The organism is Pseudonocardia yunnanensis (assembly GCF_039534065.1).
In the GTDB taxonomy this organism is placed as follows: domain Bacteria; phylum Actinomycetota; class Actinomycetes; order Mycobacteriales; family Pseudonocardiaceae; genus Pseudonocardia; species Pseudonocardia yunnanensis.
Genome location: NZ_BAAAUS010000016.1, coordinates 139,114 through 146,556, shown reverse-complemented (window position 1 = coordinate 146,556; position 7,443 = coordinate 139,114). Strand labels below are relative to the sequence as shown.

Annotated in this window: 6 protein-coding genes; 4 read left to right on the top strand and 2 right to left on the bottom strand. The window is 70.5% G+C overall.

Going from position 1 to position 7,443, the window contains the following annotated elements; genetic code table 11:
- Positions 1–165 precede the first annotated feature (165 nt).
- The 3 genes from ABD743_RS16660 to ABD743_RS16650 all read left to right on the top strand — a co-directional run bounded on the left by ABD743_RS16660 (position 166) and on the right by ABD743_RS16650 (position 4,677).
- The gene (locus ABD743_RS16660) at positions 166–2,838 is read left to right on the top strand and encodes an ATP-binding protein (RefSeq protein WP_344722994.1); all 2,673 of its coding nucleotides are present in this window, start codon (positions 166–168) and stop codon (positions 2,836–2,838) included.
- Positions 2,839–3,197: 359 nt separating this feature from the next.
- Positions 3,198–3,887, top strand: coding sequence for a nitroreductase family protein (locus ABD743_RS16655; protein WP_344722993.1), 690 nt, complete (start codon positions 3,198–3,200; stop codon positions 3,885–3,887).
- 34 nt (positions 3,888–3,921) lie between these two features.
- Complete coding sequence (locus ABD743_RS16650) at positions 3,922–4,677, top strand: MBL fold metallo-hydrolase (protein ID WP_344722992.1); 756 nt, start codon at positions 3,922–3,924, stop codon at positions 4,675–4,677.
- Between the two features lie 14 nt (positions 4,678–4,691).
- Here ABD743_RS16650 and ABD743_RS16645 read toward each other — a convergent pair whose 3' ends face one another.
- The gene (locus tag ABD743_RS16645; protein WP_344722991.1) at positions 4,692–5,765 is read right to left on the bottom strand and encodes an SDR family oxidoreductase; all 1,074 of its coding nucleotides are present in this window, start codon (positions 5,763–5,765) and stop codon (positions 4,692–4,694) included.
- Positions 5,766–5,965: 200 nt separating this feature from the next.
- Between ABD743_RS16645 and ABD743_RS16640 the strand changes: the two genes are divergently transcribed.
- Positions 5,966–6,736, top strand: coding sequence for a helix-turn-helix domain-containing protein (locus tag ABD743_RS16640; protein ID WP_344722990.1), 771 nt, complete (start codon positions 5,966–5,968; stop codon positions 6,734–6,736).
- Here ABD743_RS16640 and ABD743_RS16635 read toward each other — a convergent pair.
- Positions 6,733–7,092, bottom strand: coding sequence for a DoxX family protein (locus tag ABD743_RS16635; RefSeq protein WP_344722989.1), 360 nt, complete (start codon positions 7,090–7,092; stop codon positions 6,733–6,735). The two genes, ABD743_RS16640 and ABD743_RS16635, sit on opposite strands and share 4 nt — an antisense overlap.
- Between the last annotated feature and the right edge of the window lie 351 nt (positions 7,093–7,443).

Sequence of the window (7,443 nt, the reverse complement as noted above, 5' to 3'; positions counted from 1 at the left end):
GCATGATCTGAACCGCAGAGCCTCACCCGGACCGAGCTACACCACTCGACGGGACGCGACCCACCCACGGTAGACAAGTCCCACATTTGCCCTGCAGGGCTCGACGATTCTCGACGCCGGTGGTGGTGTGGCCTGGTGTTACGCGACCGCTGCAGTGAGAGTGAGGTGCTCGATCGGCTGCTCGACGCTGTCCGGTGGGGCGGCAGCGGCGCGCTGGTGGTGCGCGGTGAGCCGGGCGTGGGCAAGACGGCGTTGCTGGACCACATGGTCGTGCGGGCGTCGGGCATGCGGGTGCTGCGCGCAGCCGGTGTCCAGTCGGAGATGGAGCTGGCGTTCGCCGGCTTGCACCAGTTGTGCGCACCGATTCTGGAGTCGGCAGACAGGTTGCCCGGTCATCAGCGCGATGCGCTGCGCACGGCACTCGGGCTGAGTGGCGGAGAAGCACCGAATCGATTTCTCGTCGGACTCGCGGCGCTGGGCCTGTTCGCCGAGGCCGCGCGCGAGCGACCGCTGGTCTGCGTGGTGGATGACGCGCAGTGGCTCGATCGCGCGTCAGCGCTGGCACTGGGTTTCGCCGCACGCCGGCTGGGTTCGGAGTCGGTGGCGATCGTCTTCGGCGTCCGCGAGCCCGACGGGACACCCGAGCTGACGGGCCTGCCGGAGCTGGCGGTCGCGGGTCTGCCCCATGACGAGGCGCGAGCGCTGCTGAGCGCGGCGCTACCCGGGCGGGTGGACGAGGAGGTCCTCGACCGGATCGTCGCAGAGACCCAGGGCAACCCACTGGCGCTGTTGGAGCTGCCCCGAGGGCTGACGGCGGCGGAACTGGCTGGTGGGTTCGGGTTGCCGGACGCGAAGGGCCTCACGAGTCGGATCGAGGAGAGCTACCGGCAGCGGCTGTCGACGCTCCCGACCGAGACGCGAAGGCTGTTGCTGGTTGCGGCGGCAGAGCCCCTGGGCGAGCCGATGCTGGTCTGGCGGGCGGCCGAACGGCTCGGGATCGGGGTCGAGGCGATGACGCCTGCCACTGCGGCCGGGCTGCTGCAGATCGCTGCACAAGTGCGGTTCCGGCATCCGCTGGTCCGCTCCGCGGTCTACCGTGCCGCCTCGCCGAAGGAGCGCCGGGGTGCGCACCGCGTGCTGGCGGCGGTCACCGACCCCGACGTGGACCCCGACCGCCGAGCGTGGCACGCCGCACAGGCGACGACCGGACCCGACGAGGACGTCGCGACGGAGCTCGAGCGCTCGGCCGTCCGGGCGCGCGCCCGCGGGGGACCGGCCGCGGCGGCCGCCTTCCTGGAGCGGTCGGCCGAGCTGACGCAGGACCCGGCGCGCCGCGCCGAACGCGCGCTGGCCGCTGCGCAGGCCAAGCACCAGGCGGGCGCCCCCGACGCGGCGAGGTGCCTGCTGTCACTGGCGATGGCGGGCCCGCTTGACACACTGCAGCGTGCCCTCGCGGATCTGCTGCGTGCCCAGATCGCGTTCGCCGTGCGACGCGGCGGCGACGCTCCCCCGCTGCTGCTGAACGCGGCGAAGCAACTCGAGCCACTCGACGCGAGGCTGGCACGCGAGACCCATCTGGACGCGTTGTCCGCGGCGTGGTTCGCCGGCACGTGTGTCAGGGAGGCTGCGGAGGCGGCACGCGCCGCTCCCCCTGCGCCCGGACCGCCGGATGCGGCGGATCTTCTCCTCGAGGGGTTCGCGACGCGGTTCACCGACGGATACGCCGCGGGCGCGCCCAGGTTGAAGCAGGCGCTACTCGCCTTTCGCAGCCCGGACCTCCCAGGGGCGGTGGGGCTGCGCTGGGGGTGGCTCGCCTGCATCACCGCCCGGGACCTGTGGGACGACGAGGGCTGGGAGGTCCTCGCCACCCGTTACGTCGAGCTGGCCCGCGATGCCGGCGCGCTCACCGTGCTCCCCCTCGCCCTGAGCCTGCGGATCGTCGTGCACTCCTTCCTCGGCGAGCTGAGCGCGGCCGCATCGCTGACCCATGAGGTGGAGACGATCAGCGAAGCGACCGGAAACCCCGTCGTGCCCTACGGAGCCGTGCTGCTCGCCGCCTGGCAGGGCCGGGAGGCCGAGGCCGACGAGGTGATGAGCGCCGCGACGAGGCAGTTGGTGCAGCGAGGCGAGGGAGTCGGGCTGAGCATCGCCGGGTGGGCGAGGGCGCTGCTCGCAAACAGCCTCGGGCGGTCGCAGGACGCGCTGGCCGCGGCCGAGCAGGCCGGCGACCGCCCCGCGGGGGTGGGCCTGGCACCGTGGGGGGTACTGGTCGAGCTCATCGAAGCGGCTGCCCGCAGGGGAATGGTCGAGCGCGCCACCGCGGCGCTCGGGCAGCTCTCGGAGGCGACCCGCGCCAGCGGCACCGAGTGGGCGCTGGGGGTCGAGGCCCGCTCGCGAGCGCTGATGAGCGAGGACGAGACAGCCGAGCGGCTTTACGGTGAGGCGATCGACCGGCTCGGGCGCACCCGCGTTCGGGGTGAGCTCGCCCGCACCCACCTCCTCTACGGCGAGTGGCTGCGCCGTGAGCGTCGCCGCCGGGACGCGCGCGAGCAACTGCGCACCGCGCACGAGATGTTCACGACGATGGGTATGGAGGCGTTCGCGGAGCGGGCCGCCCGCGAGTTGCAGGCCACCGGTCAGCGCCTCAGCAGCCGCACCGCCGAGACCAGCGGCGAGATGACCGCGCAGGAGGCGCAGATCGTACGGCTCGTCCGGGAGGGACTGTCGAACTCGGAGGTGGGAGCCCGGCTGTTCCTCAGCCCTCGCACCGTCGAGTGGCACTTGAGAAGGATCTTCAGCAAGCTTCAGATCACTTCCCGCAAGCAACTCCTCCGTTGAGGCCGCCGCATTTCGTTCAAGCGGCCCGCTGATCATCACCACTCGGCGCCGGGGAGCCTCGTCGAGGGGTGTGATCTCCGCGTCCACCGCGGCCCTGCGACACACGGTCCCGCTGCGAGGGCGGAGCTCGTACCGGTACGCCACCCTGGCGGCTTCACTGGCACTACGGCTGCCCCACCGCGCACCGTGTGACCCGCATCTCGGATCGGACAGGCTCGCCCCCACGTCGACGGCACGCAATGGGCGGCCCACCTGCCCGAATCGCAGCCGGGGCGCCCGTTCTACGACCGATGTCCGGCTCCCGGGTGACGTCCGGACGTCGCCCCGTCACCCGGTCCCCGCGGGTAACAACATCGGCGATGACGAACTCCGACCAGCACGACGAGCAGCAGCGGTACGGCCTCGGCCTGTCCGCCGACGAGGTACTGACCACCACCCGCGCAGTGCGCAAGCGCCTGGATCTGCAACGCCCCGTGCCCCGGGAGGTGATCGAGGACTGCGTCCGGGTCGCCGTCCAAGCCCCCAGTGGCCGCAACCGGCAAGCCTTCGACTTCGTCTTCGTCGAGGACCCGGACACCCGCGCCGCCGTGGCACAGCTGTGGCGCCGCGGGCTGTTCGGCCCCGTCGGTTCAGGCGCGACCGGTCCCGAACCGACCCGGATGAGCTTCGACTCGGCCGAGTGGAACCGCATCGCGAGCAGCCTCGACACGCTCACCCGGCACCTGCACGAGGTGCCGGTACTCCTCATCCCCTGCCTCCGCGTGAGCGACCGCGCGGAGCTGCAGACGATCCGCGGCCAGGCCGGCGGCTGGGGTTCGGTCATGCCGGCGTTCTGGAGCTTCATGCTCGCCGCGCGCGAACGGGGGCTCGGCACGGCGTGGACGACCGCGCATCTGTCCTACGAGCGCGAGATGGCGGAACTGCTCGGCATCCCCTTCGACACGGTGGTGCAGGCCGCGCTCACGCCGGTGGCCTACACGCTCGGCACCGACTTCCGGCCCGGCCCACGCGCGGATCACGGGGCGTTCAGTCATTGGGACCGCTGGTAGTTCGGGTGGATCGGCAACGAGTCCGGAGGATGACGTGGACGAACTGACAGTGCACACCATTGGCGGCCCGACGGCGGTACTCACCTATGCAGGCTCGCGATTGATGCTCGACCCCACCTTCGATGGGCCGGGCGAATACCGGAACGGCCCGGTCACGTCGATCAAATTGGCCGGTCCGGCAGCCGGTCCGCGAGAGATCGGCCAGGTCGACGCCGTCCTGCTGTCACACGACCACCACATCGACAATCTCGACGTCGCAGGCCGCGATTACGTTCTCGGCGCACCGCGCGTGTTCACAACGACGGCGGGAGCGGACCGCCTCGGGGCGGCGGCGACAGGGCTGCGACCGTTCGAGCACTCCGACGTGGGCGCGGTGCGTGTCACCGCGGTGCCGGCGCTGCACGGCTCGCCGGAGGTGGGCCTGCGCAACGGACCGGTGGTCGGCTTCGTGCTCGAGAGCGACGACCAGCCGACGGTCTATGTCAGCGGCGACAACGCGTCGCTGGACGTCGTGGCGATCGTCGCCGAGCGGTTCCCCGATATCGAGATCGCGATCCTGAACGTCGGTGCGGCCAAACTGGCGGCGCGGGGCGACGTGTTCCTCACCTTGACCGCCGACCTGGCGGCTCGGGCAGCTGCCCTGCTCGGTGTCCGCGCGGTCGTCCCGGTTCATCAGGACGGCTGGGGGCACTTCACCCAAGGGGCAGAGGACGTCGTACGAGCATTCGCGGAAGCGGGTTCGGCCGAGGTGCTACATGATCTGCGGCCGGGCGCTTCCGTGACCCTCTGACCGCCGCATGCGGCTCAGCCCAGCGGAGGGATGATCCGGTTCGCGCGCAGCCGCTCGAACAGGTCGAGGAAGGACCGGCGGGTGTCCTGGGCGATGGTGAAGCCGAACGCCCGGCTCTTGCTCATGTCCGCGAAGGTCTCGGTCGGGCGGCCCAGGTCGCCGTCGGTGTGCCACCAGGATGCGAGTTCCTCCAGCTTGGTGGCCGCCAGACCATGCTTCGCGACGATGCGGTCCCACACGGGGGCCGCGTCGGCGAGCCGCTCGGCCAGCGGCTGGGCGTGCCCCGGGTACGGCGCCGCCGGCACGCCCAGGCCCTCGGCCACCACCGGCCACAGCTGCCGCCACCGGAACACGTCACCGTTCACGGTGTTGAACGCCTGGTTCCAGGCCTCGGGTGTGCTCGCGGCCCACACCAGCTGCTTGGCCAGCAGCCGGGCGTCGGTCACGTCGGTGACCCCGTTGAACTGCTCCGGCGAGCCGGGGAAGACGAAGGGCTCGCCGGTCTCCCGGCTCAAGGCCCCGTAGACGGCCAGGGTCACGCCCATGTTCATCGCGTTGCCCAACGCCCAGCCGATCAGCGTGTGGGGCCGGTGCACGGACCAGGTGAAGCCGCCGCGTTCGGCGGCGTCGAACAGGACGTCCTCCTGGGCGTAGTAGAAGTTCTGGTTGGGCAGCCGCGGCAGTTCCTCGCGGAACGGGGTCTCCATCGGCGTCTGCGCGTACGCCTCGAACGGGCCGAGGTAGTGCTTGAGGCCGGTGACCAGTGCGACGTGCGCCAGATCGCCCGTCGGGATGAGCGGGTCGAGCAGGTTGGTCATCATGGCGGCGTTCACCTCGCAGTTCTCCGCTTCGGTCGGCCGCCGCTGCCATGTGCAGTAGAAGACGTGAGTAGGTCGCACCTCGGCCATCGCCCGCTGCGTCGCGGCGGCGTCCAGCAGGTCCGCGGCCACCGGGTGAATCGCCGATTCCGGAACGGTTCCGCTGCGGGAAAGCCCGTGCACCTCCCATCCCTCGGCGAGCAACTGCCGGGCGGTGTTGTTGCCCGAGATCCCCGTGACTCCGACCACGAGCGCACGTTTGTCGTCCATCACGTTGCGTCTCCACCTTCCAGTACGTTGATCCGCGTCGCCCGCAGCACAGCGTCAAGCATTACTGAACAGATTCGGCATTCCGCCGCCGAGTGAGGTTTTTCATGCAGGTCACTGTCACGCACGTCACTGTTCACATATGCTGAACGCAGGATCTACGCCGCCCCGAAATGCCCCGAAAAGCGAGCAGAGGTGCATCCGTGACAGCGACGAGCGGCTCCCCGGCAGGCTCGGGCGCACCGCGCAGGCGACGGTCGACCGGCGCACAGCGAACTTCGAATGCGGGCACACCCACCGGGCGCCGCGACATCACCGGCGTGGGCGAGCGGCTGCGCGCACGACGGCTGGCCGCCGGGCTGACCCTGCGCCGGTTCGCACGGGATCTCGGGGTGTCGGCCTCGCTCGTCTCGCAGATCGAGAACGGAAAGTCCCGTCCGTCGGTCGACACGCTGTACGCGATCTGCAGCGCGCTCGACCTCTCGATCGACGAGCTGTTCAGCAACGTCGGAGCAGGTCAGGCGCCACGGTCCGAGCACCACACCGGCACCACGCAGGCCGACCACCCCACCCACAGCTTCCGTAGCGCCCTCGCCGAGCTGGACGAACCAACGCGGCGCGCGGCCGGCCCGGTCGTGCAACCCGGCGACCGCCGACAGCTGGTGCTCGACTCCGGAGTGACCTGGGACCAGCTGTCCGCCGCACGCGAGTCAGATGTCGACTTCCTGTTCGTCCGCTACGAGGTCGGCGGCAGCTCTGTGCACGGCGAGCACCTCACTCGCCACTCCGGCATCGAGTACGGCTACGTCATCAGCGGCACTCTGGACGTCTCGCTCGGGTTCGAGACCTATCGCATCGGACCCGGCGACGCCATCTCCTTCGACTCCTCGACGCCCCACCGCCTCACCAACAACGGCGACGCCCCCGTCGAGGCGATCTGGTTCGTCCACGGCCGCAACCACACCGGTTACTAAGAGGCGAAGCGGATCACCGCGAGGACGAGGGACAACAGGCCCAGCACCAACGCGGGAGCGAACTGCTCCTTGCGGCGGATGTGGACCACCACGGCACCCGCCATCACGAGCGCGAGCCCGACCGCCGCGAGCGGCGTGAGGGCGGGCGCCACACCCAGGAGCCAGGGAAGGATCAGTCCGACGGCGCCGATCACCTCGATCAGGCCGATTGCCTTGATCGCGCCGTCGGAGAAGTCCGCTGCGTAGCCCATGCCTGCGGACACCAGCACCGGCTTCGGCCGCACCACCTTCATCCCGCCCGAGGCCAGGAAGGCCACGGCGAGCACGATCTGCAGGACCCAGGCGACAACGTTCATCAGGACTCCATCATGAGCAGCCCGGCGGGGCGCCGAACTTGAACATTCAAGAATCTAGACCGGGACGCCCGGACATCGAAGCACTGGGTTGATCCGTGGCCGAGGTGTGATCTACCGGCCTGTCCGAACCGCGCCGGATCACCGCGGAGCGCATTGCGCTCCTCGCGAACGGCCGCGTAATTGGGATGAACCGACCACGCGCGAGCTCTAGGTTGCTCCCGCAAGGCGTGTGCCGGCTCCCCGACCAGGCACACAGCGCGACGGCCCGATCGCGGACAGTTCTATTCTCAGTAGTACCGCCACCAGGGGATGCCGGCGGCCAGGGGGACACCGACGTGAACGGAGAAAGTG

Coding starts and splice junctions, on each gene's coding strand:
- ABD743_RS16655 (WP_344722993.1), top strand. CDS start 3,198: ATGACGAACTCCGACCAGCACGACGAGCAGCAGCGGTACGGCCTCGGC.
- ABD743_RS16645 (WP_344722991.1), bottom strand. CDS start 5,765: ATGGACGACAAACGTGCGCTCGTGGTCGGAGTCACGGGGATCTCGGGC.
- ABD743_RS16635 (WP_344722989.1), bottom strand. CDS start 7,092: ATGAACGTTGTCGCCTGGGTCCTGCAGATCGTGCTCGCCGTGGCCTTC.